Genomic DNA, 25,885 nt, shown 5'->3' with positions numbered 1-25,885 from the left:
ATAGCCTATAAAAGGTCCGGCCAAACCGGAAGCCAGCCTCGATAAGAGATCATACCAAAATCTGCGATGGTTGATAACATGTTTTTGCTAGGATACCCCGAAGAATATACAGTATCCGGATAAAAAATCTTGACAAGGAAACTGTTTGTTTTTAAAGGGAAAATGTTTTTTCTCGACAGACTGTTGGAATAGTAAACCGTTCCTCCGGTGTTTTCAACCGCCAATATCAAATTATCTGAAGGTATTTTCGTGACCCAAGCCGATATTGAAACACCGTTCATAAGACAAAACCTTAAAATTCGAGAAATTTGTCGCTTACTCAGGTCTATGGATGAGTCGAGTATCAGCTGGGACACAGGAAGTCCTTCCTCCCAGATCATCCGGAGTCCTCTTTCCAGAGAATTATCCTCCTCGGATATCAGCAACACCTTGGCATCGCTTGTTCTATGCAGGTTTTTACCGGAAACCATTATGGCTTCGGAGCCCTCTTCGTCTTGAATAGAGAGAATCCGACCGGGCTTCATGGTATCCTGCCATACCGTCGACAGAACCCCGCTCTGACCTTTGGTGTAGCTTATCAGAGGACCGTTTATGGACATCCTAACCGATATCGCCGTACCTTGATCCTCGTTTATCCCCTCGAGAAGGGGTTCATACAGGATCATGTCTTTCGTCAACCCCTTTTTCTTCGACGGAACTGGGGTCAAAGCGGTTATAGATCTACCGTCGGCTTTGACTATGTAGACTTGGTCTTTCATCCTGGCCATGGAAAAACCCTCTTCCACCTCTATTTCGTCGGAGATTTTCCAGCTCCCGTCCTCTTCGGGAGAGAAGATCGACATCGTCCCATAATCGGAAAGAGACAGCAGATCACCACCCACCCCCCACAGAAGAGAACGAGGAGCCTCTTTAGCCAGTTCAACGTAGTTTTGATCACCCCATGAAAAGATAAAGATCTTATCACCGTTCCTGTCGGATACAGCGACTGAAGCCCCCCTTACGGCTAAGCCCCTCGGCTCGAAGATACCGGCTTGGGGAGGAGACCATTCGGATATTCGCTTTAAGGACGGATAGTCATAGAGCCCCACTTTCCTGGCGTCGGGAAGAGCGGCTACCATCCTGGTATCAGACAGAAAAGCTATGCTTTCTAGGGATTCTCCAAGATCTCCGCTCCTGACGACCTTGAAGAGATTATCGTTCTCTTCGTACTCGAAGACTATTCCCTTTTCCGACGCCACGACAAAGCGATTCAAACTCAGAGGGACCAGGCCCACAGGAGATTCAAAAGACAGCTCCCTGTATTCCATAGGAGAAAAAAACTGGACTCTGTCGGAAATTCGATCGCATACAGCCAGACTATCTCCGAAAAAACCGGTTCCGGCAAGACCCAAGGTACCGGTAGCGTTCTGGGGAGGCAGCTTGAAAAAAGTCTTCAACGATTGTGAGTATCCCTGATACTTAACCGGAATTCTCCCAAAGGGATCGTCGTCGTTATCGGAGACCCCCTCGAAAAACGCCTTAGCTGTAGCGTCTCTGGGACGAACCTCCAGATAGGAGTTCAAATCTGATAGAGCCTTTTCCGAAAGCCCCATGGCTCTCTCCACTATAGCCTTTAAAAGGTAGCAATCCACGTTATACGGGTCTGCCTTGAGACTTTCGTCTATGCTCTCCAAAGAGCTCCAATACTTTCTCTGAACCAATTTTCTATAAGAGTCGATAAAAAACCGCTCAGAGATCACTCGGTCTCCCTTTATCGGTTGAATAGGTTCTTGAGCTTTTAAGGACCCGATCGACATAAAAATCAAGATAGATGTCATTAAACAGATTTTTTTAATCATGCAAAAAAATCCCTCCCTTAAGGACGTCGATACCGGCAAAAGAAGCCAGCCCGAGAGCGATGGAAGCTGCAAAGAGAAAACCTATCAAAGTTCTAAGGTAGAGAATAGACCCAGCTCCTCCCGGTATCGCCCCCTCCGATATTCTCCTCACTACCCTTGCAAAAAACAGACACAGGCCGAAACATCCTAAAGCCAACAACGCCTGAAGGTTTACCGCCGGTATGGACTTAAAAATGCTCATTCGGAACCCTCCCCTACAGTTATTGAAACCGCCATAAAAAAAAGGAAGAGGCAGGCCTCTTCCCTTCATTTTACACTACTTGAAGTCATACAGTAGGGCTATACAGCCTCTTCCGCATGAGCCGACAGTGAGTTATTTCGATGTATCTGTTTCAATACCTCCACCGCGATCTCCAGAGCTCTCTTACCATCGGAAATGCCCACCAACGGCTGTTTGCCGTCCCTGACGCAGCTCACGAAATGTTGAAGTTCCAGTTTCAGAGGCTCGCTCTTGGGAAATATAGGGTGCTCTATGACCTCGACTAATCCGGTACCACTTTGGTTTACACAGCGGTGTATGGATACATCCTGAGTCTCATAGTTTATGGAAAGGTATCTCTCCGGCTCCATTATCTCCATCTGACGAAGTCGTCTCTCCGAGACTCGACTCACGAGAATATGGGCCATCGACCCATTTTCGAAGGAAAGTTGGGCGGAGGCTATGTCCTCGTAGTCGGAACGAATCTTTCTACCGGTAGCGGAGATGTTCTCTATAGAGGAATTCACCAAGGATAGTACGATGTCTATATCGTGAATCATAAGATCCAAAACTACTCCCACGTCGCTGATCCTGGATGAGAAAGGACCGAGTCGCCTGGATTGAAGGAACATTGGCTCGTGAGATATCTTTGACACGTACTGTATGGCGCTGTTAAACCTCTCTATATGCCCTACCTGAAGCACCAGATCCTTCTCCGCTGCCATGGTCAAAAGTTGTTCCGCCTCTTCGACGGTGGTAGTGACTGGCTTCTCTATCAATACGTTGACCCCTCTGAGGAGAGCTTTTCTAGCAACCTCGAAATGGTTCACCGTAGGAACCACCACGCTTATACCGTCGGGACGTGCCGAATCGAGAAACTCATCTATATCGTCGTAATACGGAACCCCGAGATGTTGACCTATAGAGGAAGCCCTTTCGGAGTTTTCATCCATCACCCCGACAAGCTGAGCTCCCAATATCTCGGTGTAAATTCGGGCGTGATGCTGCCCAAGATGGCCTACTCCAACGACGCCCATTCTTTTCAATTCCACCAGTACTCACTCCAATCGGCCTGGTTCTGTTGTTCCCGTCTACAGTATCACAGATAAGCGTCGAAAGTGGCATCTATGGATGAAAAAAAGACCATTCGGCTCTCTTTATCCCCGCTTCGATAGGATAGATACCTGGAAGAGTTGCATAAAGTACACTCCCCATGAACGGCGATGTTGTTCGGGTCAATACCCAATCCCTCGATCTGACTTCTTATAGCGGAAGCCATGTCGAACCATACGGAGTCGCCGTCTCTTCTCCAAAAATTCCTTTCAAGCAGGCGCATCGCTTTATCGGTCCAGGGATCGTTGCTCTTTCTTCTGTAACAGCAAGAACCTATTCCCGGACCTATCCAGGCACGAGATAGCTCGACATCCACGTCCGTCGTCTTCAACAACCTACGCCATCCGGCAAGGACTATATTGTCAACAGTTCCCTTGAATCCCGAATGTAGAAGAAGGCGCCAAGGAGCGGGAGAGCTCCCCGATAACAGGACGGGGTAACAATCCGCTACCTGAATCGTCCCTATGAATCCTTCGGATGTCAGAATGACGCCGTCCCCGAAGGTGCGGGAGGCGATGTCGTCCCGATCGATAACTATGTCGACGCCATGAACCTGCCTAGGAGAGATCACTGTTCCCAAGGTCGACAGATACATCATCACTTCGTCCTGAGGACGAAGATCGGGAGAACGCAACGTCATAGCACCACGAACAGAGTTCCCCTCCAAAAACTCGAGCACATCTCCATTTGCTCCGATCGATACGCGAAAGGAAGGGATCATGGTTTTACGTAGTTCCTGTATATCCAGGACAATAGATAGAGACTCCCGCAGCCGATAACGATGTCGCACTCCTCCGAGGCAAGATCCAGGGCTCTCGATGGATCGGTTACGGCGACCGGAGAGGCTGTCCACCTCATGTCCTTCGCAGCTTGGGCCAGTCTTTCGGCTTTGGCACACCTCTCGTTATCGGGCACCTCGGTACAGTACAGTCGACAGGACATACCGTCGGACAGTATGCCCAACACGGTGGCGTAGTCTTTGTCGGACATGGACGTATAGACGATTCCGAGGCTTCTAGATCCGATAAGATCGCCCAAGGAGGCTACCAAAGCCGACATTCCGTGGGGGTTATGGGCTCCGTCCAAAAGCAGAGGAGGCTCTTTTCTAAATACCTCCAACCTTCCGGGCCATTTGGTGGAGGAAAAACCTCTCAGGATATCCTTTTTTTTCATCCGGTAAAAATCTTCTCTCAGGATATCGCAGGCCAGATAGGCTAGACGTGCGTTCTCCGCCTGGTATCTACCCAATAAAGACAGGACAAGCTCGACGGTCTTCCCCTGTCTTCTAAGAGATACCGTCGTACCTGAAAGGGACAGGGATAAACTATCCAGATCTATCTCTATCGTCTCATCCGCCACGACATCGATGCAACCTCGGCTGTCGCAGATCTCCCTGAAACGGCGAGATAGCACGCCTCCTCCGTCTCCGGCAAAGATGGCTCGACCCCCATCCCTTATGACCGCGAATTTTTCCTCCGCCACCGCCTCCACAGTATCTCCGAGAAAATCGCTGTGATCCAAGGCGATAGGCGTGACCACCGACAGCCTGACGTCGCCCAACACGTTGGTGGCATCCAGACGGCCTCCCATGCCGGCCTCTATCACCGCTATGTCGGGAGATCTCTCGGAGATCAAAATCAAGGCACATACCGTCATGATCTCAAAATAAGTAGGCCTGTCCTCTTTTAGCGAGGGGTCTTCTTCTACACAGTCGAATATCCGAAGAATTGATCTCCTCCAGGCTTCCGGAGATACGCATTCGCCATTGAGGGTTAGTCTCTCTCCGAAATGCAGAAGATGGGGACTGGTGTAGAGAGCTGTAGAGTATCCCGAACTCCGCAAAGCCATCTCTATCATGGCGGAAGTGGATCCCTTGCCGTTGGTGCCGACAACGTGGACGGCGGGAAAGGATCTTTCAGGATTTCCCATGATGTTCAAAAGACGGACAACCCTGCCTAGCCCGGGGTGTATCCCAGGGCTGGACAGTTCTGTCATAAGCCTCTCGATATCGTCGTATCTCTCTATATCTATTTTTTCGCTCATTTTTCGGAGAGACTGGCGATGTTTTCCGCTATTCTATGAATTCTTCTTTGGAAATCCTCGATCCTACCGCGCTCTTTTTCCACTACATCCAGGGGAGCTCTTTCAACGAAGTTTGGGTTGGCCAGTTTCTTTTCGCTCTTGGAAAGGTTGCTCTCCATCTGTTCCTTTTCCTGCTCCAATCTCCGTATTTCAGAATCGATATCCAGAAGATCTCCTACCGGAAGATAGACTATACCCGAGCCGAGAACGGAGCTAAGAGACTTGCCGGAAGCGTCGGATCCGGTCGGGACCACCGATACTCTATTCACCCTGGCGAGAAGGGATATCATGTCCTCGTTCTCCTTCACCAGTTCAACAGTATCTCTAGAATCCGTCCTCACCACCACGGAATCCACAGACTTCTGAGGAGGCAAACCAGCCTCTGCTCTAAGGTTCCTTATGGCCCTTATCATGTCCTGTAGGGTATCCATGGATTTCTCCAGGGTGTCGGGCCTTTCGTCGGAGGATCTGACCTTCCACTCCTCCTTTTCCATAGGCTCCTGTCCAAAACCGAAAGCCTGCCACAGCTCCTCTGTCAGGAAGGGAATAAAGGGGTGAAGCAACGAGAGAGTCTCTTTGAAGACTTCGAGAAGGACCCAGAGGGTGGCTTCCTTTCTGTCCTCACCCTCGTCTCCCCAGAGAGCGGGTTTGCTCATCTCTACGTACCAGTCGCAAAGATCTCCCCAGATAAAATCGTAGAGCAATCTGGCCGCATCGCCTATGAGATATTCGTCAAGATAATCGGTAACCTGAGAGTTCACCTTGGACAGTCGATCCATTATCCACTTATCGTGAAGCCTAAGGTCCTTATCATCGGGTCGAGAGGGTTCCGAGTCGCCCAGATTCATCAGTGCGAAACGGCTGGCATTCCATATTTTATTGAGGAAATGCCTGTAGTTCTCTATCTTACTTGGGCTTAGGAGTATGTCCCTTCCGGGCATCGTAAGGGCAGCTACGGTAAAACGAAGAGCGTCGGCGCCGAACTGATCGATCATGGTAAGAGGATCGATCACATTCCCCTTGGACTTGCTCATCTTTTGCCCCTGCTCGTCTCTCACCAAGGCATGGATGTAAACGTCGTTGAAGGGGATCTCGTCCATGAACTCCAACCCCATCATTATCATCCTAGAGACCCAGAAGAAGATTATGTCGAATCCGGTCACCATCAGGGAAGTGGGGTAGAAATGCTCCAATTCCTCGGTCTTATCGGGCCAGCCCAAGGTCGAGAAAGGCCAAAGGGCGCTGCTGAACCAGGTATCAAGCACGTCCTCGTCCTGTATCAAGGCGGACGATCCGCACTTAGGACATTCTGTCGGGTCTTCCTCGGCAACCACTATATGTCCACAGTCCTGACAGGTCCAGGCCGGGATTCTGTGTCCCCACCAAAGCTGACGTGAGATACACCAGTCCCTGATGTTTTCCATCCACTGATAGTAGGTTTTGGTCCAGTGTTCAGGCAACCATCGGATTTCGCCGTTTTCGACCGATTGAACTCCTCTGTCGGCCAAGGGCTTCGCCTTGACAAACCACTGTTCAGACAGATAGGGTTCCACGACGGTGTTACACCTATAACAATGACCGACCTGATGAGGAAGATCCTCGACCTTCTTGAGGTAGCCCTGTTCTTCGAGGTCCGAGACTGCCTTCTTTCGTCCTTCCTCTACGGACATACCTGCATAGGGACCGGCGTTCTCGTTCATCACGCCCTGGGCATCGATCACCTGGAGCTGTTCGAGACCGTGTCTCTGCCCCACCAGGAAGTCGTTCGGGTCATGAGCGGGGGTTATCTTGACGAATCCCGTTCCGAACTCGGGATCCACCATGTTGTCCTCTATTATGGGTATCTCCCTGCCTCCGGTTAAAGGAGCCACCACTTTTTTGCCTATCAGAGAGCGATTATTCTCGTCCCTGGGATGGACGGCTACTGCGACGTCTCCGAGAATGGTCTCCGGTCTGGTAGTGGCTACTAGAATATATCCATCTTCCCCTACGATCGGATAGGCAACGTAATAAAGTTTACCCGGCTCCTCCGAGTGCTCCACCTCCAGATCGGAAAGGGCGGTCTGACACCTGGGGCACCAGTTTATGATGTATTTCCCTCTGTATATGAGTCCTTTTTCGTAAAGCCTCACGAAGACGGCACGTACCGCCTTGGAGAGCCCCTCGTCCATGGTGAACCTCAGACGGCGCCAATCACAGGAATTTCCTAGTTTTTTCTGCTGGTTTATTATCCTGTTGCCGTATTCCTCTTTCCACGCCCATACCCTGTCGATAAAATCCTCTCTGGACATATCGTGTCTGGAGATACCCTCTTTGGTAAGCTCCCTTTCCACGACGTTTTGTGTGGCTATCCCGGCATGATCTGTTCCAGGAAGCCACAGGACGTTGTAGCCTCTCATCCTCTTGTATCTACAGATAATGTCCTGAAAGGTGTTATTGAAGGCATGCCCCATGTGAAGAGAACCGGTTACGTTAGGGGGGGGGATGACTATGCTGAAAGCCTCTTTCTCCTTGTCTACGTCCGCCTCGAAGAGTCCTTTATCCAACCACCACCGATAAAATCTGTCCTCGATCGGTTTAGGATCGTAGTTTTTGGAAAGCTCTTTGTTCCTCTCTATCATCTTTTTTCCCCCTTAACTATCCACATAACGATTCCATTCTTCCAGGTAGGCCGATATGAAAGTCCGCAACTCCTCTACTCCCAACTTCCCCTCCGTAGAGGTGAGGATAGGGACGTCGACGGATTTCAGACCGGACTTTATATACTTGTGAAGCTCGCCCTTTCTTTTACCCCTGGCTATTTTGTCCACCTTGGTAAAGACCGTGAGCATAGGCACTCCGAGAGCGGAGATCCAGTCCTGAAGTTCTACGTCGTTCTTCAGAAGTCCGTGACGAAAATCGACCAAGTGTATGACCAAAGACAGATTTTGTCTGGAAGATACGTATCTCTCTATCAGCTTACGCCACTGGTCCTGTTCTTTTTTGCTCCTCGACGCAAATCCATATCCAGGAAGATCGACCAAGGTAAAAGGATTTCCTCCAGAGGAGACCTCGAAAAAATTTATGCTTCTAGTCTTTCCCGGTTTCGAACTGATATGGGCTATTTTCTGGTCTATAAGGGCGTTCAGCAGACTGGACTTTCCCACGTTTGACCTGCCTGCCAAGGCGACCTCCGGAAACTTAGGTTCTGGAAACTGACGAGCCTCGAAGGCTGTGCGGACAAGCTCCGCTCTCCACCTGAACATTAATCGGACTCCAAGGCATGCTTAAAGACGTCCTTAGCGGAAGAGACGAAGACGAAACGGAGACCGTCCTTAACCCACTCTTCGAGCTCTTCCACGTCGGGACGATTGCCCTCGGGAACGATGAGCCTCTTGATACCGTTTCTCTTGGCAGCCAAAATCTTTTCCCTGATGCCCCCGATCGGTAAGACCTGCCCTAGAAGGGAGATCTCGCCAGTCATAGCAACGTCCGGGAGGTATCTTCTACCGGCCAAAACCGACAATATGGCCACGGCCATGGTTATACCGGCCGAAGGTCCGTCCTTCGGGATAGCGCCTTCAGGGACGTGGAGATGGACGTCGAGACCGTTCCAGTCGACGTCTTTAAGGCCGAGCTGGCCGCCGTGACCTTTCAGATACCCCATAGCGGTCTGTGCCGATTCCTGCATAATGGAGCCGAGGTTGCCGGTCAAGGTGACCTGCCCCTTTCCCTCCGTAGAGATAGCCTCTATCACCAGGACCTCTCCTCCGGCCTGAGTCCATGCCAAGCCCAAGGCAACTCCTCTGCGGGGACTCTTGGGAAGCCTGAGATCGTACCGTTTTGGGGCGCCAAGATAGTCTTTTAAGTTTTTAGCGGTCACCCTAACAGGGCCGACTTTTTCGTCGGAAGTCTCCGATTCGACGATCTTCATCGCCGCTTTCCTGCAGAGGGAGGCCATGTTCCTCTCCAGGTTTCTTACGCCCGCTTCCCTCGTGTACTCTCCCACTATCTTTCGATAAACTCCGTCGGAGATGGTAAGGTCTTTCCTGCTCAGTCCGTTTTCCCTGAGAAGCTTGGGCAGCAGGTGTTTCTTAGCTATCCTCAGTTTTTCCTCCATCACGTAACCGGAAAGCTCTATAACCTCCATACGGTCCAACAAGGCGCTTGGTATCGTATGGGTGACGTTTGCGGTGGTAATGAACAGGACCTTGCTGAGATCGAAGGGGACCTCCAGATAATGGTCCACGAAACGATCGTTCTGCGATGGATCTAGTACCTCCAAAAGGGCCGACGCCGGATCCCCTCTGAAATCGTTGCCCAGTTTATCGACCTCGTCCATCAACAACACCGGGTTCTTGGTCCCCACTTGCTTTATCTTCTGCATTATCCTGCCAGGCATGGATCCGATATAGGTCTTCCTATGGCCTCGTATCTCCGCTTCGTCTCTTACCCCGCCCAGAGACATACTGACGAACTTTCTTCCCATAGCATCGGCGACGGAACGGCCTAACGAGGTTTTCCCGACCCCGGGAGGGCCGACAAGACAGAGAATTCCCCCTCTGGCCTGGTCTCCCGCCAGTTTCCTGACCGCTATGAATTCCAGAAGGCGTTTCTTTATCCTCTCGAGACCGTAATGATTGGACTCCAGGACGGAACGCACCGAGGAGAGGTCGAGATTGTCCTCCGTTTCCCTATGCCAAGGCATCCCCAAGATCCAGTCTATGTAGCTCCTCACGACCGTGGCCTCCGCCGACAGAGGCGGCATCTTGCCCAATCTTCGAAGTTCCTCCCTGGCCCGTTCCTCCACTTCCTCCGGAAGCTCTGCATCGATGATCTTCTTTTCGTACCCGTCCAGTTCGGATTCCGAATCGTCCTGTCCTAACTCGGAACGTATGATCTTCAGCTGCTCCCTCAGATAATACTGCTTCTGCCCCTGTTCCAGCTCCTGTTGAACTCTGTCGTGGATATCGTGTTCCAGTTTCAGAAGTTCGTTTTCCTCCAGTAACGTCTTAAGAAGAAACTCCAACCTCGTATCCATACGGTTGCATTCCAAAAGATTCTGTTTTTTGTCGACATCTATGGTCAGATGAGACGCGACCAGGTCGGACATTTTATCCAGGTCTTTCACAGAATTAACCGAGATGAGGATCTCCGACGGAAGTTTTGGGTGAAGGGTCACGTATTCCTCGAAAGCCAGCATTACACTTCTCTTTAATGCCTCTATCTTTTCATCTTTCCTCCATCGCCCTGTCTCAACTGGTACGATATCGGCCGATAGGACATCCCTCTCCTTGACGAACGATCTAGCCCTCATACGCCCGAGCCCCTCAAGCAGCACCTTGGTCGATCCATCCGGAACCCTGACCATCTGAAGTATGTTGCAGAGAGTTCCCATAGAGTAAAGATCTCCGTCTCCGGGATCCTCTACCGACAGGTCCATCTGGGTAGCGACGAAGATCTTCCGATCCTCGAGTATGGAAAGCTCAATTGCCTTGAGGGATCTGGGACGTCCTACGAAAAGAGGAGCGATGGCCCCCGGGAACATCACCATGTCCCGAACGGGAAGAACATAGGCCATAAACTAGGCTACCTCCTCATCGCTTCCGAGAACATACCTGGGCGGCTCCGAGCCGTCGATAAACCCTTCGTCCAGAATAATCTTGACGACGTCGTCCTCTCTGGAAGGGATATCGTACATAAGATCCAACATTCTGCCCTCCATTATCGTCCGGAGTCCTCTGGCCCCGGTGTTCTTGATCATGGCTTTTTCAGCTACGGCTTTTAAGGCTCCCTCGGTAAACTCCAGATCGATGTTCTCCAGCTCAAGGAGTTTCTCATACTGTCTGACCAAAGCGTTACGAGGCTCGGTAAGTATCTTGACCAAGGCATCTACGTCCAGGGTCTCCATGGGAACCAATACGGGAATACGGCCTATGATCTCCGGTATAAAACCGAAGGACATCAGATCGTCCGGCTCTGCATGAGACAGAAGCTCAAATCTCTTGGCCGACACTTTGCTGTGGACTTCACCTCCGAAGCCGATCATCTTTCTGTTCATCCTTCTGGCTACTATATCCTCAAGGCCATCGAAGGCCCCCGCACATATGAAAAGGATATTGGTGGTATCTATCGATATGAATTCCTGATAGGGGTGTTTTCTGCCACCCTTGGGGGGAATGTTGGCCAAGGTCCCCTCGAGTATCTTGAGCAATGCCTGCTGAACTCCTTCCCCCGAGACATCTCTGGTTATCGACGTCGACTCGGACTTACGGGTTATCTTGTCCATTTCGTCTATGTAGATGATCCCTCTCTCCGCAGCGGAGACATCGTAATCGGCGGCTTGTAGAAGCCTTACGAGGATATTCTCGACGTCCTCTCCGACATATCCAGCCTCTGTAAGAACGGTGGCATCCGCCATGGCAAAGGGAACATTAAGTTTTTTTGCCAGTGTCTGGGCGATCAGGGTCTTTCCTGAACCGGTAGGACCGGCCAACAGTAGGTTGCTTTTCTGGATATCAACTTCGCTCTCGTTGGCCATATTGTTCTGAATTCTCCGATAGTGGTTATATACCGATACGGAGACGGCTCTTTTGGCCTTTTCCTGACCGATAACGTAACGATCCAGATAGGACTTGATCTCTCTGGGCTTGGGAATGTTGTTGAAGTCCATAAAAGGTTCCTTTACCGAGAGGGTCTTTCCCGACTCCTGAGAGGCCTGATCCTCCTGAAGTATCAGAGAACAGAGGTTGATGCACTCGTTACATATATAGACGCCAGGCCCGGCGATTAGCTTGACCACCTCTTCCTGGGTTTTGCCACAAAAGGAACAACGAATGCCCTTATCTCCTGTACGGCCTTTCTCGTCAAAATTTCTCATTTTTAGTCCTCCTTGCGATCGGATAGGAACCTGGACGACGCATTAACGCCCATAATGCACAAATAAGGGATACCCGATTTGCGGGCTCCCTTATCTGCGTCTCGGCGGTTACGAATTCTATCGTCTATCGATGACCTTGTCCACAAGCCCATAGGCCATGGCCTCGTCAGCTGACATATAGAAGTCCTTTTCCGTATCTTCGCATATCTTATCGAAATCCTGACCACTGTGGTCGGCCAGAATCCGATTCAACGTCTCTTTAGTATGCATAATCTCCTTGACCTGAATAGCCATATCGGATGCCTTGCCTCTGGCACCTCCCCAAGGTTGATGTATCATCACCCTGCTTCGAGGAAGAGATACCCTTTTCCCCGTAGTGCCGGCGGTCAAAAGCACCGCCGCCATGCTGGCGGCTATTCCTACGACTATGGTCGAGATATCGCACTTGACATACTGCATGGTGTCATAGATCGCCAACCCGGCGGTGGTGGAACCACCGGGAGAGTTGATGTAAAAATAGATATCCTTATCGGGGTTCTCGCTCTCCAAAAACAACATCTGGGCTATGACCGAGTTCGCCAGACCATCGTTTATCTCGTCTCCTATGAAAACGATACGGTCCTTCAAGAGCCTGGAGTAGATATCGTAGGATCTCTCTCCTCGCCCCGTTTGCTCTATGACATAAGGGATATACATCGACATCGAGGTAACTCCTCCCTGTCCTGATTATTGAGCCTGGCCCAACTCCTTTTCCTCAACGGAGACCTTCTCCATCATTGCGGAGATCGTCTTCTTGACCTTCAGACTATGGGCTATCTCGTTGATCTTGTCCTTATTTTTAAGGAAAGCTCCCTTTACCGCCTCTACCCCGATTCCGTAACTATCGGCTACACGCTGGAACTCCTCGTCTAGATCCTCCTTGGTGAGCTCAACGGCCAGATCCTTGCCGTAAGCCTCCAAGACAAGGAACTCCTTAACGTCTCTTTCGGCCTGAGAGATAAGCTGCGAATCGTCTACATCCTCGGTTTCCTGCTCTTCCATTCTCTTTTTAAGGCTTTCGACCTGTCTGTTGACCATGGATACGGGAACCTCTACATCGGAGGCATCCACTGATTTTCTGACCATGTCGCCCTCGGCAGCCTGCTGAGCTTCGCCTTCCATATGCTCTCCTAGACGATTACATATGGCTTCTCTGAAAGCCCCCTCGTCCATAGTCTCTCCCTCTTCTCCGAAAACCTGTCCGAAGAAGGTTGGATCGAGATTCGGCAGAACTCTTTCCTTGACTTCTTTTACGGTAAACTTATATTTAGCGGTCTTCCCCGCTAATTTCTCGTCTTTGTAATCCTCGTCTATAACGACCTGCGAGTCCCTTTCGTCCTCGGGAGAGACGCCAAGCAATGCCTGATATATCTCGGGCCTCAGGGTCTCTTCGACCAAGTCAAAAGAGTGACTCTCAGCAGGGTGAGAGACTATTTCCTCTCCCTCGTCGTCGACCACTACCGTTGAGTAATCCGCCACGACGACATCTCCGGAAGCACTGGGGCGATCTACCGACTCCAAAGAGGAATGTCTTTTACGAAGATCATCGATCGCTTCCGCTACATGATCGTCGGTGACGTTCATCTTTGGTTTTACTACCTTGATCTCGGATAGATCGGCCAAGGACACCTCGGGCTCGACCTCGAAAACCAAGGTCAACTCCACATCCTTACCCTCTTCCATAACGTCGATCTTAACGTCCGGATCCTCGATAAGGTTCAAATCGTAATCGGTGGTTATCTCTCCTAGGAGAGATGGGATCATCTCTTCCAAAGCCTCTGCCAAAATAGCCTCTTTCCCGAAACGAAGATCGAGAACCTTTCTGGGAGCCTTCCCTCGGCGGAACCCTGGGATAGCTGCATTTTTGGCGAGCTTATCGTACATCTTGGAGACCTCTTTTTTGAAGTCCTCTTTTTCAACAACCGCTTTTATGGTAACCACGTTCTTTTCCTGCGACAGCATCTCTGATCTCACGAGAGGCAACCCCTTTCACGACAACCTATATCTTGAACAACCACGGTAGTATATCACAAACGAACTTCTTTTACTAAACCATTCATTTCTGCGCATCTATGAAGAGACGTATCTCGTCGTTGGAACGATTGATGGCCTCCTCGTAGAGGAGAAATAGTTCCTCGAAAAGATCACGACGCTCGTCACGACCGGCCTGACCTATGGCGGACAGCTTCTCTATTGACTCGAGACTTCCCATCGCCCCTAAACTGCCCTCTATCGAGTGAACCATTCGCCGTACGTCCAAAGGATCTCGTCGTTCTACGGCATCGGCCAGAGAACGATGCATTTCATCGTAATGAGATAAAAAGATGCGGGCCAACTCTACGGCTAGTTTTAGATCTCCCCCCGCCATGTCAAGCAAGCGCTTTTCTCGTTGACTTGAGGACTCGGACACGGGCAACACCTCTACATTGGTTGAATTTTATTCTATGAATAAACAAGACAGATAAAACAATACGTCCTGAAAACAGCTTATCATATAAAGGAGAATAAGAGAACTAAAAGGAAGGGTAATGGATGAAGGGAATCCCTTAACGAGGAAAATGGTGCGAGAGAGGGGACTTGAACCCCTACGCACGAAGGCACTGGATCCTAAATCCAGCGTGTCTACCAATTCCACCACTCTCGCATCGTCGTTGGCGGAAAAATGGTGGACCGTACAGGAATCGAACCTGTAACCCCCTGATTAAGAGTCAGGTGCTCTGCCAGTTGAGCTAACGGTCCCATTAGAAGGCATCACCAAGACGGAAAACTGGTGGATCGTACAGGAATCGAACCTGTAACCCCCTGATTAAGAGTCAGGTGCTCTGCCAGTTGAGCTAACGATCCACAAAAACAATGGGGTGAGTGAGGGGATTCGAACCCCCGACCTCTGGAACCACAATCCAGCGTTCTAACCAACTGAACTACACCCACCATAAACTCTTGGCGCGCCGGGCAGGATTCGAACCCGCGACCCACGGCTTAGAAGGCCGTTGCTCTATCCAACTGAGCTACCGGCGCAAAAAAAATGGAGCGGAAAACGGGACTCGAACCCGCAACCCCCAGCTTGGAAGGCTAGTGCTCTACCAATTGAGCTATTTCCGCATATCCATCGTAATATGGTCGGGGCGAAAGGATTCGAACCTTCGACCCCCTGCTCCCAAAGCAGGTGCGCTAACCAGACTGCGCTACGCCCCGCACTACAGCCGAAGGGTGAAAACTTGACCTAACAGCGCCCGAACTCGGTACCGGGAAATGATACAACAGGAAGCTAAAACCGTCAAGCACTTCCTTATCCCGTGACAGCCCACAGAAAAGTCTAAAAAAGAACCAATCTGGTGGAGCTGGGGGGACTCGAACCCCCGACCTATTCCTTGCGAAGGAATCGCGCTCCCTCTGCGCCACAGCCCCTTTCATCACGAGACGGCGATAATTGTACGGATATGAGGCGATCTTGTCAAGCAAAGAAAAAAGGATTACCCTAGCACCTTACGGTTAAAGACCGAGGATGGAGCGTGATCTTATGGGATATGGCCCAGAACTGGTTCGTGCCCTCTCTAAGGAACTTTCTTCACTGTTGGAAGGAAAATCGATCTCAAAGATAGAGGGCGGCAAGGATTGGATTCTATTCAGAATGAGGGATAAAAACGTTTTCGTATCCTGGGGACAGGAAAACTTCGGGATGACTCTTCTCTCTACGAAACAGGCGCTTTTATGCAAAGAGCTAAAACCGATCCGAGGCGGACTCCCTCTAGCTCTCAACAAATATCTATCGGGAGGAAGAATAAAGAGCATACGTCAGGAAAAGATGGACAGGGTAATAGCCATCGACATAAGACGGTTCGTGGGGGCCGGGATAGAGAACGAATACACCGTGACAATAGAGCTTATGGGGCGGTTGAGCAACGTAATTCTTCTGGACAGGGAGGGAACCATAATAGAACCTGCCAGACACGTGCATCCGGACGTAAACCGCTACAGAAGCGTGCTCCCAGGGCAAACCTACGTATCTCCGCCGCCAGTCCAGGGAATATCGCCCGATGGAATAGAGAGATCGAACGTCATAGATTATCTAAAAAAACCGATAGGCATAGGCAAAAAACTGTCTAAAAGCCTGCTGATAGAGATCGAGAGAGGGTCGTTAACCCAAGACGAAGTACTTTCTGATTTAAAGAAAACGTTAAATGGCGAGGGGATTATCCAAGACATAGGAGATTATACATCCATATGGCCTCGTCCTCTGGAGTCGGGAAAAGTTCGCCAGGGAGGAGCCATAGAGATATTTCGACGTATATCTCTTTGGAGAGCCCTGGAACAGGTTCGATTCAAATTGGTATCGGAGGGCAAAAAAAAGCTATCCAAGAGGATAAAAAGCCTCGACAGACACATCGAAGGAGTGTCGAGACAGCTCAAAATGATAGACGAAGCCGGGGCTTTCCGCATAAAGGGAGAGGCCATCCTGTCTAACCTACATATGATACCGTCCAGGACGTCGGAAATAGAACTACCCTATTGGGACGAAGAAGGGCGAGAGGTCAGGCTATCGGTGAAACTGAACCCCGACCTCTCGCCCTCGGCAAACGCAGCTATATACTTTAAAAAGTACAAAAAATACTCCGCCGACGAAAAGTCGGTACTCGCACACAGGGGAAAGGTACTTAAAGAAAAGGAAGACATGGAGGCAGAGCTGGATAATCTTAGCAGAATCGAGGACATAGGGCTCCTCCGACAGATGGTCTCGGAAATATCGGGAAACAGCGACGATGCAAGGAAAGATAAAAGGCGCAAGAAGAACAAAGAGGAGAAAGAACCTCCATACATACGATATGACTTCCAAGACAGCCTTATACTGGTAGGCCTAAACGAGAGAGGGAATCGTCACGTAACCTTCCGTATGGCCGGACCGGATGACATATGGTTCCATATACATGAAATGCCGGGAAGCCATGTCATATTAAAGACCCCTCCCAAAGACCAAGTCCTGTTGGACACGGCCATAAGGATATGTGCATCTCTATCCGTCTATTACTCAAAGGGAGCCAAACTACCTAGTTCCTCGGTGGATTACACGAGTAGGAAACACGTCCGCCATATACAGGGAGCCGGACCGGCGCAGGTGACATACAAAAACAGCGACTCAATAACGGTCAATTCCGACCTATGGAGAGAACTCTTGAGAGAACCGACGAGAGATCACGAGGAAGAACGGAACGAAAATTCATGATCTCAGCCGTCCTAGGATGAGGAAGCACGAGTTTCCAGGCATGAAGAAAAACTCGCCCCTCCAAAAGAGGATCGCTTTTTCTGACCTTTTTCCTGAAACCATAAAGTTCGTCTCCCACCAGAGGTGCACCCAAATGTCTGAGGTGCACCCTTATCTGATGGGTCCTTCCCGAGTGTAGCTCGCATATCATAAAAGAGTATCTTCCTCTGTTCCAGAGAGGATAGACATCTGTGCGGGCGTCCTTCCCGTCGTCCGTGACGGTCATCCTGTAGCGGTTGTTTCTATCCCTTCCGATAGGAGCGTCCAAGGACATCCTCTCTCCTACCACACGTCCATCGGACAAGGCCAGATAGAACTTTCCCACCTCCCTGTCTCTGAAGGAACGCTGAAGTTCGTTCAGAGACAGGGTGTTCCTGGCTACTACCAAGAGACCGGAGGTCGTCGAATCCAGACGATGGACTATCCCTGGCCTGACCACATCGTTTATGGTACCTATATCGGGATACCTGTAAAGCAAACCATGCACCAAAGTTCCCCGCCAATGTCCGGGAGCTGGATGTACAACCACTCCCGCAGGCTTATCCACGACTATTATGTCGTCGTCCTCGTAGACGACGGAAAAATCGACCGGTTCGGGGACGAGGTCCGTCCTCTGAGGAGGCGGAAGCCTGAATCTCAAAGACTCTCCCGCCAAAACCGATCTGGACGGTTTCACTCTCTTTCCCTGAAAGACCTTCACGTAACCGTCACTGATCACTCTCTGTATAAATGTTCGGGATACGCCTAAGAAATCGGACAAGAAAACATCCATACGAATACCGTCCATATCGGGGGGGACCACTATCTTCTCTTCTTCAGGACAGGCCGAGAGAGCCTGTCCTTGATCGGACAGGCTCTCCTCGTCTACGAATTTTATCGGGTCTAACCCCTCATTACGCTCTGACATCTGGGACACAGACCTTCTTCATCTACCTCTGTAACGTATTTCCAGCAACGAGGACACTTGTCGCCTGGGGTCTTCTCCACCAGAACCTTATACCCCGTATCCTGATCCTCGACGAAGCCGTCTCCTTCCTTCTCCACCCACTTGAAGGACGATACTATGGTCACGTACTCCCAATCTTCTCGAGAAAGATAGTCGGCGACCTCTCCGTCCGGTTTCACCACCGATACGGCGGCCTCCAGGGACTGTCCGATCTCGCCTCTACCTCTGGAAGCCTCCAAGGCCCTGCTGACAGCGCCTTTGAGTTTTATTACGGCACTCCATTTTTTCTCAAGATCCTCGTCGTCCGCTCTTTCATCGAAGAGGGGCCAATCTGCCAGAAAAACGCTCTCCTCTAGAGACTCGTCGATCTTTCTAAGTTCATGCCATATTTCCTCGGACGTAAAACTCAGCACGGGAGCCAGCATAGTGGACAGAGCCGTGACGATCCTCCACATTACGGTCTGAATAGCCCTGCGGCCCTTGAAGTTCGGGTCATCTGCGTAAAGAGAGTCCTTGGCTGCGTCGAGATAGAGAGAGCCCAACTCGTTTACGCAGAATTGATGGATAGAGACAGTCGGAATATGGAACTCATATGAATCGTATCCCTTCGTAACCCTCTTAATAAGCCTATTCAACCTGGACAGGATCCACTTATCGAAAGAGGACATCTCCGCCTCAGAGACGGCATTGGTACTCGGATTAAAATCACACAGGTTTCCCAACAAGAAACGAGCCGTGTTTCTTATCCTGCGGTATTCCTCGCTCAAGGTCCTTATGATCGTCTTCGAAATCCGAATATCGTTTTTGTAATCGGTCGAGGCTACCCAGAGTCTCAGTATATCGGCACCGTTGGTATCTATGATCTCCTGAGGAGCTACAACGTTACCGATGGACTTCGACATCTTCTTCCCCTTGCCGTCGACGATGAAACCATGGGTCAAGACAGCCTTATAGGGGGCTACTCCCCTGGTGGCGACGGAGGTCAGTAGGGAGGTCTGGAACCATCCTCTATGTTGATCGCTTCCCTCGAGATAAAGGTCCGCCGGCCAAGAAAGTTCCGGACGATTCTCCAGAACCGCAAAATGACTGATACCGGAATCGAACCATACGTCCATTATGTCCTTCTCTTTTTTCAGATTGCCGCTGCCGCAAGAAGGACATTTACACAGGTCGCCCAGCAGTTCCTCCGGCGACTCCTGCCACCAGACGTCTCCGCCCCGCTCTTTGACCTTTTTCTGAACCAGTCTTATCGCCTCGGGGTCTAGCAACATCTTTCCGCAATCCTGGCAATAGAAGACCGGGATGGGGACTCCCCATACCCTCTGTCTACTGATACACCAATCCGAGCGATCCCGCACCATGTTGTAGATCCTATCCTTGCCCCAATCGGGAATCCACTTGACCTCGTTCTCTATGACGTCTAACGCCTGTTGACGAAACTGAGCCACGTTTACGAACCATTGATCGGTGGAACGGAAAATCACGGGTTTCTTACATCTCCAGCAATGAGGATATGAGTGAAGTATCTCAAGCTGGCCTAAAAGCCTGCCGCTGTCGGTCAAGGTCTTCAGAACTAACGTAGCACCTTCGTCCAGAGTCATACCGCCGACTAAAGGGGTCTCTGGAAGATATCTTCCGGTCGGATCCACCGGATTATATACCTCTATACCGTATCTGACGCCCGTCTCGTAGTCTTCGACCCCGTGTCCCGGAGCGGTGTGAACACATCCCGTCCCAGTATCCAGTACAACATAATCGGCTAAGAGAACAGGGGTTTTCCTATCGTCATAAAAGGGATGCACTGCCTCGACCTTCTCCAGTTCCGCTCCTTTAACCGTAGCGAGAGGCTCCCCGAAGGTCATCCCCGTGGCCTTCTCAACGTCGGCTATCAACGCTTTGGCCAGAAGATATACAGAGTCTCCCGAGGGAACGAAGACATATTCGTAGGCAGGATGAATGGCTACAGCCATGCTCGCAGGCAGGGTCCAGGGAGTCGTCGTCCATACGATTACGTTGACGTCCTTTCCGGCTACCTCTGGTATCCTGTCTGCGACGTTCGGCATTGAATAGGCCACGTAAATCGACGGGGAAGTCTCGTCACCGTACTCGATCTCCGCAGCGGCCAGAGCAGTCTGACAGTCGATGCACCAATACACGGGCTTTTGCCCCTTGTAGACCAACCCCTTCTCCACCATATCGGCGAAGACGCCTATCTGTGCAGCCTCGTACTCGGGCTTCAGAGTTACATAAGGATTTTCCCAATCGCCGACACCGCCGAGACGCCTGAACTGGGAACGCTGGGAGTCCAAGAAACCGAGGGCATAGTCGGTGCATCGACGGCGAAGCTCCACTGGATCTATCGAATCCTTGTCGACGCCCTCCCCTTTGAGCACCTTCAACTCGATAGGAAGGCCATGGGTATCCCAGCCGGGGACATAGGGGCATCTATAACCCCGCATAGACTTAAACTTGACTATAAAATCTTTAATAATTTTATTAAAAGCCGTTCCGATGTGGATATCACCGTTGGCATAAGGAGGGCCATCATGCAATATAAAGGAAGGCTTGTCCTCGTTTTTTTTCAACATGAGCGAATGGAGATCGATCTCATCCCAACCCTCTATAAAACCGGGTTCTTTCTTGGCCAGACCGGCCCTCATGGGAAAATCGGTCTTAGGTAGACACAAGGTCTCCTTAAAATCTTTCGACATTAACCAGGTCACCTCTCAATACGGAAATGCCGCCCCGGGAGAGGCGGCGCAAAATCGAACGATGAAATTGTATCACGTATCGTCCCTGTTAGGGACGATACGTGATGTTTTTTGTATCTAGGCGGCGGAAGCGTTCAACCGTTTAGCTTTAGCGGCTTGAAGAACATGCAGCATCACCAAAACGGAGAGTCCGGCTAAATCGCTGTAAATACCCGGTATCAACAGACAGAGGGCACCGGACAAAGCGACTATGCGAAAGACCGGGTTCATAGGACACTTGTAGAAACCGACGGTGCTCATCCCCAGAAGGAACACCCCTAACACGGCCGTACCGACTGACATGGCAAACCGCCCCAAAGTGAAGTTAACCAAAACCAATATCGGATTATAAGCGTATATATAGGGGACTAAGAAACCGGCCAGAGCCAATTTTATAGCCGTCGCTCCGGTCTTAAACGGATCGGCTCCCGCTATCCCAGCGCCGGCATAGGCTGCTAACGCGACGGGCGGACTTAGATCCGCTGCTATACCGAAGTAGAGAACGAACATATAGGCCGCGATAGGTGCTACTCCCAACTGGAACAAGGCCGGTGCACACATTGTGCTCGTGACTATAAAGTTAGCCGTCGTAGGCAACCCGGCCCCTAGAAGTATACAGGCGACCATGGTCAACAACAAGGTTGGAAGAAGCTTGCCGCCAGCGATGGCGACTACGGCGCTGGCTATTCGAAGGCCCAGTCCGGTCAATGTGGCTGTCCCGACTATTATACCTACGGTAGCACAGGCACAGGCTACTCCTATAGCGCCTCTAGCTCCGTTCTCAAACGCGGCAGCCAGTTTTTTAGGGGTTAGCCAGGTTTCCCTGTTGAAATAAGACACGGCTATGCTTATAAGGATGCCGTTAAAAGCGGCCTTTAAAGGCGTATATCCGGCTATCAGGAAATAGATAATGCCGATTATGGGGAGCAACAAAAGACCCTTTTCCTTCAGAAGTGGGATCAATTTAGGCAGTTGTTCCTTGGGAAGCCCCTTCAGTCCGAGTCGGTTGGCCTCCAGATGGACCTGAATCATCACGGCGAAATAGTAAAGTAAAGCCGGAACGATTGCAGCCAGAGCAACATGTATGTATGGAATCCCAAGAAACTGAGCCATTATGAAAGCCGCTGCTCCCATCACCGGTGGCATTATCTGTCCTCCGGTAGATGCGACCGCCTCCACCGCACCGGCAAAATGACTCTGATAGCCCACGCTCTTCATCAATGGGATGGTAAACATACCTGTAGTACATACGTTAGCCACGGAGGATCCGGATATCGATCCCATAAGACCAGAGCTTAAAACTGCGACCTTGGCGGGACCACCGGTGCTATGTCCGGCCAGAGCCATAGCCAGATCGATGATGAACTTTCCGAGTCCGGTCTGCTCAAGGACCGAGCCAAACAATATGAACATAAAGACGAAGGTCGCAGACACTCCGAGAGGAATACCGAAAACTCCCTCCGTCCCGAGGTACATATGGTTGATGATCCTCTTTATGCTGAATCCCCTATGCTGGAAAAGATCGGGAAAAGCCCTTCCATAAAAACAATAGATGAGAAAGAAAATAGCTATGCAGGGCAATATCGGGCTGGACACCCTTCTGGTTGCCTCTAGCAAAAGCAATATACAGACGAAGCCCATAACTATGTCCATCTGAGTCGGAAGCCCCGACCTGTTGACCAGTTCGTTGAAATTTATCACCAGATAAAGAGCGGAATAAGCAGCCACGGCGGCCAAGGCAAAATCCATCAGGGGAATTTTATCCTTGGGCGAGCTCTGCTTTGCAGGATAAAGCAGAAAGACCAGAGCCATGACGAAAGCCAAGTGTACCGCCCTTTGTTGAAGAGCAAGCAAAAGCCCGAAACCCGAGGTATAAAAGTGAAACGCAGACATAGAGACCGCCAGGATAGTTATCAACATACCCTGCCAATTCCCTAATTCCCTGTATCTGGCCTCGGTATCGAATTTTTTTCTCAGATCGTCAAGATCAATGGTCTGATTTTCCTCGGCGATCTTTCCCTCTAAGACGTCGCTCAAACAAACCCCTCCCTCTTATCTCTAACTTTACATCCCCACGAGAGTCGTCAAAAAAGGCTTCGTCTCTACAGAGACTACGCATCTTTTACCTGGAACGATATCGAACAGATCGATCCAGTCGGACCGACCGTAAAAACGGCATACGTTTCGTCCCAATACGTTGTCTCCGACTCTCAGCATATACCTCTTTGTGCTGTAGCGTCCACCGAAAAAATGCATCCAATCTTTATCCGACAGATAATACCCACGATAAGGGGATTCCGAAGGAAGACCTGCGTTGTGAGAGACCACCCGTTCCTCCCAAAGCCACAGTTTTCCATCGACAACGACGTAGACGTCCTCTACCGGAGTTTTTTGAACAGAGTGGATATAGCCGGTCTCGAACAAGCTTCCGAGATACATATATTCGTCGACCAGGACCTCTTCTCCCACCGCTAGAGATATTATGGTTGCGTCGACACACACAAAATAAATTAAAAAAACACATATTATAGACAAAATAGCCCTTCTGATCGTTATTATCGCCCCTCCCCCCATTCACAGGTGAACGCATTTGTAAATTATAGCGCCTCAGGGAGCTAATCACAATGGACTAGTCTAAAAAGATACGCCCTTTTATCTAGTCAGAAAAAAGAAAATCGCTTATGTGGCCTATCGTTTTGTTCGGCATACAAACTATCACACAGAAGAGACAAAAAAGAGTCTCCCCTATAGGGGAGACCCTTTAATATAACGATACCAAAATCAAATGGCGGACCTGGGGGGATTCGAACCCTCGACCTACGGCTTAGGAGGCCGTCGCTCTATCCTCTGAGCTACAGGCCCGCATCTGGAACGAAAGGAATTGTACCACGGTACATCATACAATTCAAGACCGAGGAAGTATAAAAAGGGCTAAGGATATCGGTTTTACATCCGAAAATTGCCTTGGTCCTCTTTATATCGTCCCTTAACTGACTTACGAGCCTTTCGGGATCGGGAAAGCGCCGTTCAGACCTGAGTCTCTCAAAGAATAGAACGTATAGAGTCTGATCGTAGAGATCTTCGTTTTTATCGATTATGTGAACCTCTACCCTGTTTTCCGATATATCTCCGAACGTAGGGTTATTCCCGATAGAGATGGCCGCAGGGCACCATTCGCCATCCAGATAGGCTGCACCGGCGTACACGCCTGGTTTGGGAATTATCTTAGTGGACGGGAAGGATAGATTAGCCGTAGGAACCCCCATCTTTCGTCCTCTTCTAGATCCTTCTATTACGTGACCTCTCATGAAGAATGGGTAACCTAGCCTAGTCGAGGCATCCGATATCTTGCCCCTAGAGATTAAATCCCTTATCAAGGTACTGCTGACCACGGAACCATCGATGGTCACAGGAAGCACCGAACTAAACGGAATTCCTTTGGCTCTACATATCTCCGAAAGGGTATCCACGTCTCCCCTTCTTTCCCTCCCAAATCTGAAATTATCCCCAACGACTACACCGGAAACGCCTATCTCCCTATCCATGTAGGAAAAAAAATCCTCCGGGTCCATCGAGGAAAGTCGAGAGGTAAAGGGAAACTGTATCATCGTCGGAATGGACAGTATTTCCCTCAAAAGGATCTTTTCTTCCTCCGTGAAGAGCAATGAAACTCTCTCGTGCATCAACACTGTCTTGGGATGAGGGGTAAAAGATACCACCGCCCATCCGCAGGATTCCCTCTCGGCCATGGCGGATGCAACGGAGAAAAGCCTCTGATGTCCTAAGTGGTAACCGTCGAAGGCCCCCAACACGACTATCATGAAAGACTCTCCATCAGCAGATTGGTCTCAGGGACCAGATAACAACGGTCATCCTCAAAACGGAACCTGCACACCGACAGAAGACCTTTCCCTGTAACGACAGCCCTCGAGCAGCACCAAGCCTTATGGTTTTTTATAGGCTTTAGCGTGTAAAGGGGAAGGGAAAGTCCGTTCTTGAGAGCTCCAAGATCTTCATGTCTCGTTATCTCATAGCTTCTGTAAGCTCTGGATATGAAATCCACAGGAAGCAAGGATTGCGAGAGCACCTCTTTGTCGAGACAGTCCATCCCCTCCGAAAAGGGTACCCCGTCCGATACGTCGAAGGGCCCGGTAGAAATTCTGCGTAATGAGCTCAGATGGGCCCCATATCCGGACATATCTCCCATGTCCCTGGCGATACTCCTTATATAGGTACCTTTATGACAGACCACTCCTATGGCGGCCTCTCCTCTATCGGTAGAAATCCTCTGCACGTTTACGGAAGTGATAAAGACCGGTCTAGACGGTAGCTCCATCAACTTCTCCGATCTGGATACGACGTGAGCTCTCCGACCATCGACCTTCAAGGCCGATATGGAGGGAGGACGCTGCATCCTTATTCCCAAAAAGGAGGGGACTAAAGACTCCACCAGATCCCGCTCTATAGATATTTCATCATCTATAGAGCTCAGGATATCGCCGGTACCATCGTCGGTGGAGGTCTTCACTCCGAACTTGACGATTCCCAGATAGTTTTTGGGCAGATCCATAACGTAACGGCATAGCCGGGTGGCCTTACCTACCAGAACGATCAGAAGTCCCTGGGCCGTAGAATCCAGAGTACCGGCATGACCCACCTTTACCCCTCTGCCCAAAGTCCTCTTTACCGCGGAGACACAGGCGGTGCTTCTGACTCCCTCGGGTTTATCTATTATCAAA

General features: G+C 50.3%; 19 protein-coding genes and 9 tRNA genes. 1 reads left to right on the top strand and 27 read right to left on the bottom strand.

Annotation, left to right across the window (positions count from 1 at the left end):
- Nucleotides 1–5: 5 nt before the first annotated feature.
- The 20 genes from L2W48_RS04580 to L2W48_RS04485 form a co-directional block, all read right to left on the bottom strand.
- Nucleotides 6–1,700, bottom strand: coding sequence for a hypothetical protein (locus L2W48_RS04580; protein ID WP_236116501.1), 1,695 nt, complete (start codon nt 1,698–1,700; stop codon nt 6–8).
- A 130-nt stretch (nt 1,701–1,830) separates the two neighbouring features.
- A complete protein-coding gene (locus L2W48_RS04575; protein WP_236098844.1) occupies nt 1,831–2,079 on the bottom strand; it encodes a flagellar biosynthesis protein FliR in 249 nt (82 codons plus the stop codon).
- 98 nt (nt 2,080–2,177) lie between these two features.
- Nucleotides 2,178–3,134: a Gfo/Idh/MocA family oxidoreductase gene (locus tag L2W48_RS04570; protein WP_268906454.1), complete on the bottom strand. Its 957-nt coding sequence runs from the start codon at nt 3,132–3,134 to the stop codon at nt 2,178–2,180.
- 62 nt (nt 3,135–3,196) lie between these two features.
- On the bottom strand, nt 3,197–3,850 hold the full coding sequence (locus L2W48_RS04565) for a purine nucleoside phosphorylase YfiH/LACC1 family protein (protein WP_236098842.1): 654 nt from the start codon (nt 3,848–3,850) through the stop codon (nt 3,197–3,199).
- Between the two features lie 77 nt (nt 3,851–3,927).
- On the bottom strand, nt 3,928–5,253 hold the full coding sequence (locus L2W48_RS04560) for a bifunctional folylpolyglutamate synthase/dihydrofolate synthase (RefSeq protein ID WP_236098841.1): 1,326 nt from the start codon (nt 5,251–5,253) through the stop codon (nt 3,928–3,930).
- Nucleotides 5,250–7,913 (bottom strand): valine--tRNA ligase, encoded by a 2,664-nt coding sequence (locus L2W48_RS04555; protein ID WP_236098840.1) that lies wholly within the window; start codon nt 7,911–7,913, stop codon nt 5,250–5,252. The genes L2W48_RS04560 and L2W48_RS04555 overlap by 4 nt, the downstream gene beginning before the upstream one ends.
- Before the next feature lie 12 nt (nt 7,914–7,925).
- Entirely contained in the window at nt 7,926–8,537 is a 612-nt protein-coding gene (gene yihA / locus L2W48_RS04550) for a ribosome biogenesis GTP-binding protein YihA/YsxC (protein WP_236098839.1), read from the bottom strand.
- Nucleotides 8,537–10,852 carry an endopeptidase La gene (lon, locus tag L2W48_RS04545; RefSeq protein WP_236098838.1) on the bottom strand — a complete coding sequence of 772 codons (2,316 nt, stop codon included), beginning with the start codon at nt 10,850–10,852 and terminating at the stop codon, nt 8,537–8,539. Before lon ends, yihA begins: the two co-directional genes overlap by 1 nt.
- A 3-nt stretch (nt 10,853–10,855) precedes the next feature.
- Nucleotides 10,856–12,151: an ATP-dependent Clp protease ATP-binding subunit ClpX gene (gene clpX, locus L2W48_RS04540; RefSeq protein WP_236098837.1), complete on the bottom strand. Its 1,296-nt coding sequence runs from the start codon at nt 12,149–12,151 to the stop codon at nt 10,856–10,858.
- A gap of 117 nt (nt 12,152–12,268) precedes the next feature.
- Nucleotides 12,269–12,847: an ATP-dependent Clp endopeptidase proteolytic subunit ClpP gene (gene clpP / locus L2W48_RS04535; protein ID WP_236098916.1), complete on the bottom strand. Its 579-nt coding sequence runs from the start codon at nt 12,845–12,847 to the stop codon at nt 12,269–12,271.
- Nucleotides 12,848–12,877: 30 nt separating this feature from the next.
- Complete coding sequence (gene tig / locus L2W48_RS04530; RefSeq protein ID WP_236098836.1) at nt 12,878–14,164, bottom strand: trigger factor; 1,287 nt, start codon at nt 14,162–14,164, stop codon at nt 12,878–12,880.
- Nucleotides 14,165–14,246: 82 nt separating this feature from the next.
- The gene (locus L2W48_RS04525) at nt 14,247–14,558 is read right to left on the bottom strand and encodes an Hpt domain-containing protein (RefSeq protein ID WP_236098835.1); all 312 of its coding nucleotides are present in this window, start codon (nt 14,556–14,558) and stop codon (nt 14,247–14,249) included.
- A gap of 191 nt (nt 14,559–14,749) precedes the next feature.
- Nucleotides 14,750–14,834 (bottom strand) — tRNA-Leu (locus L2W48_RS04520).
- A gap of 19 nt (nt 14,835–14,853) precedes the next feature.
- Nucleotides 14,854–14,929: transfer RNA gene (locus L2W48_RS04515), tRNA-Lys, on the bottom strand.
- A gap of 29 nt (nt 14,930–14,958) precedes the next feature.
- Nucleotides 14,959–15,034, bottom strand: a tRNA-Lys gene (locus L2W48_RS04510).
- Nucleotides 15,035–15,044: 10 nt separating this feature from the next.
- Nucleotides 15,045–15,121, bottom strand: a tRNA-His gene (locus L2W48_RS04505).
- A gap of 10 nt (nt 15,122–15,131) precedes the next feature.
- Nucleotides 15,132–15,208, bottom strand: a tRNA-Arg gene (locus L2W48_RS04500).
- Between the two features lie 8 nt (nt 15,209–15,216).
- Nucleotides 15,217–15,292: transfer RNA gene (locus L2W48_RS04495), tRNA-Gly, on the bottom strand.
- Between the two features lie 15 nt (nt 15,293–15,307).
- Nucleotides 15,308–15,385: transfer RNA gene (locus L2W48_RS04490), tRNA-Pro, on the bottom strand.
- Nucleotides 15,386–15,523: 138 nt separating this feature from the next.
- Nucleotides 15,524–15,598, bottom strand: a tRNA-Ala gene (locus L2W48_RS04485).
- Nucleotides 15,599–15,695: 97 nt separating this feature from the next.
- Between L2W48_RS04485 and L2W48_RS04480 the strand changes: the two genes are divergently transcribed.
- Nucleotides 15,696–17,411 (top strand): Rqc2 family fibronectin-binding protein, encoded by a 1,716-nt coding sequence (locus L2W48_RS04480; protein WP_236098834.1) that lies wholly within the window; start codon nt 15,696–15,698, stop codon nt 17,409–17,411.
- Here the strand turns inward: L2W48_RS04480 and L2W48_RS04475 are convergent.
- The 7 genes from L2W48_RS04475 to truB all read right to left on the bottom strand — a co-directional run bounded on the left by L2W48_RS04475 (nt 17,335) and on the right by truB (nt 25,884).
- Complete coding sequence (locus tag L2W48_RS04475) at nt 17,335–18,357, bottom strand: RluA family pseudouridine synthase (protein ID WP_236098833.1); 1,023 nt, start codon at nt 18,355–18,357, stop codon at nt 17,335–17,337. The genes L2W48_RS04480 and L2W48_RS04475 overlap by 77 nt on opposite strands.
- Nucleotides 18,333–21,107: an isoleucine--tRNA ligase gene (gene ileS, locus L2W48_RS04470; RefSeq protein ID WP_236098832.1), complete on the bottom strand. Its 2,775-nt coding sequence runs from the start codon at nt 21,105–21,107 to the stop codon at nt 18,333–18,335. Before ileS ends, L2W48_RS04475 begins: the two co-directional genes overlap by 25 nt.
- Before the next feature lie 117 nt (nt 21,108–21,224).
- Nucleotides 21,225–23,183, bottom strand: a complete 1,959-nt coding sequence (locus L2W48_RS04465; RefSeq protein WP_236098831.1) for a TRAP transporter permease — start codon at nt 23,181–23,183, stop codon at nt 21,225–21,227.
- Nucleotides 23,184–23,210: 27 nt separating this feature from the next.
- Nucleotides 23,211–23,648 (bottom strand): DUF1850 domain-containing protein, encoded by a 438-nt coding sequence (locus tag L2W48_RS04460; protein ID WP_236116500.1) that lies wholly within the window; start codon nt 23,646–23,648, stop codon nt 23,211–23,213.
- 284 nt (nt 23,649–23,932) lie between these two features.
- Nucleotides 23,933–24,008 (bottom strand) — tRNA-Arg (locus L2W48_RS04455).
- The gene (gene ribF, locus L2W48_RS04450) at nt 23,999–24,967 is read right to left on the bottom strand and encodes a riboflavin biosynthesis protein RibF (RefSeq protein WP_236098829.1); all 969 of its coding nucleotides are present in this window, start codon (nt 24,965–24,967) and stop codon (nt 23,999–24,001) included. The genes L2W48_RS04455 and ribF overlap by 10 nt, the downstream gene beginning before the upstream one ends.
- Entirely contained in the window at nt 24,964–25,884 is a 921-nt protein-coding gene (gene truB / locus L2W48_RS04445) for a tRNA pseudouridine(55) synthase TruB (RefSeq protein WP_236098828.1), read from the bottom strand. The genes ribF and truB overlap by 4 nt, the downstream gene beginning before the upstream one ends.
- Nucleotide 25,885: the final 1 nt, after the last annotated feature.

The sequence above is a fragment of the Dethiosulfovibrio russensis genome (genome assembly GCF_021568855.1).
Classification (GTDB): Bacteria; Synergistota; Synergistia; order Synergistales; family Dethiosulfovibrionaceae; genus Dethiosulfovibrio; species Dethiosulfovibrio russensis.
The sequence above is the reverse complement of the archived record's forward strand: the minus strand, read 5'-3'. Positions and strand labels throughout refer to the sequence as shown.